Origin of the sequence: Streptomyces sp. FH025 (assembly GCF_017427025.1) — a bacterium.
GTDB lineage: Bacteria > Actinomycetota > Actinomycetes > Streptomycetales > Streptomycetaceae > Kitasatospora.
Genome location: NZ_JAFLNG010001221.1, coordinates 1 through 1,076, shown reverse-complemented (window position 1 = coordinate 1,076; position 1,076 = coordinate 1). Strand labels below are relative to the sequence as shown.

1 protein-coding gene is annotated in these 1,076 nt (G+C 72.8%); it reads left to right on the top strand.

Annotated features, from left to right (window positions below; translation table 11 throughout):
- A partial coding sequence (locus J0670_RS38545) for a polyketide synthase (RefSeq protein WP_243438119.1) occupies window positions 1–1,076 on the top strand: 1,076 nt, incomplete at both ends.

Sequence of the window (1,076 nt, the reverse complement as noted above, 5' to 3'; positions counted from 1 at the left end):
TCGGCAGCCCCGACCAGGCACCGCCCGACACCGAGGGCTACCTCGCCACCGGCATCTCGCCGAGCATCACCTCCGGCCGGGTCTCCTACCTCCTGGGCCTCCAGGGCCAGGCCGTGTCCATCGACTCCGCCTGCTCCTCGTCACTGATGGCGATCCACCTCGCCGCGCAGGCACTGCGCTCGGGGGAGTGCACACTCGCCCTGGCCGGCGGGGTGACCGTGAGTGTGACCCCCCTGCAGTTCACGGAGTTCTCCCGCCAGCGTGCCCTGGCCCCTGACGGCCGGTGCAAGCCCTTCTCGTCGACGGCTGACGGTACGGCGTGGGGTGAGGGCGCCGGCCTGGTGCTGCTGGAACGCCTGTCCGACGCCCGTCGCAACGGTCACCGGGTGCTGGCGGTGGTGCGGGGTTCGGCGGTCAATCAGGACGGGGCGTCCAACGGGTTGACCGCGCCCAACGGCCTCTCCCAGGAACGCGTCATCCGCCAGGCGCTGGCGAACGCCGGGTTGGAGGCGTCCGAGGTGGACGCGGTGGAGGCGCACGGTACGGGGACGACGCTCGGCGATCCCATCGAGGCGCAGGCGCTGCTGGCGACGTACGGCCGGGAGCGCGTGGAGCCGTTGTGGCTGGGGTCGGTGAAGTCGAACATCGGGCACACGCAGGCGGCGGCCGGTGTGGCGGGTGTGATCAAGATGGTCATGGCGATGCGGCACGCCGAACTGCCGCCGACGCTGCACGTCCAGGAGCCCACGCCGCATGTCGAGTGGGACACCGGTGACATCCGGCTGCTGACCGAGGCCCGGCCGTGGCCGGAGACGGGGCGTCCCCGCCGCGCGGGCATCTCGGCCTTCGGGGCCAGCGGCACCAACGCCCACGTCGTCATCGAACAGTTCCCGGAAGACACCCCCGAACAAGAAGGGCCCGAACAACCCGCCGCGGACGACTCCGCGGAGCCCACCGTGTGGCTGCTGTCCGGCAAGACGGACGACGCCCTCCGCGCCCAGGCCCGACGGCTCGCGGACCACATCACCGCCCACCCCGGACTCCGGCCGGCCGCGATCGGCCGGGCCCTCGCCACC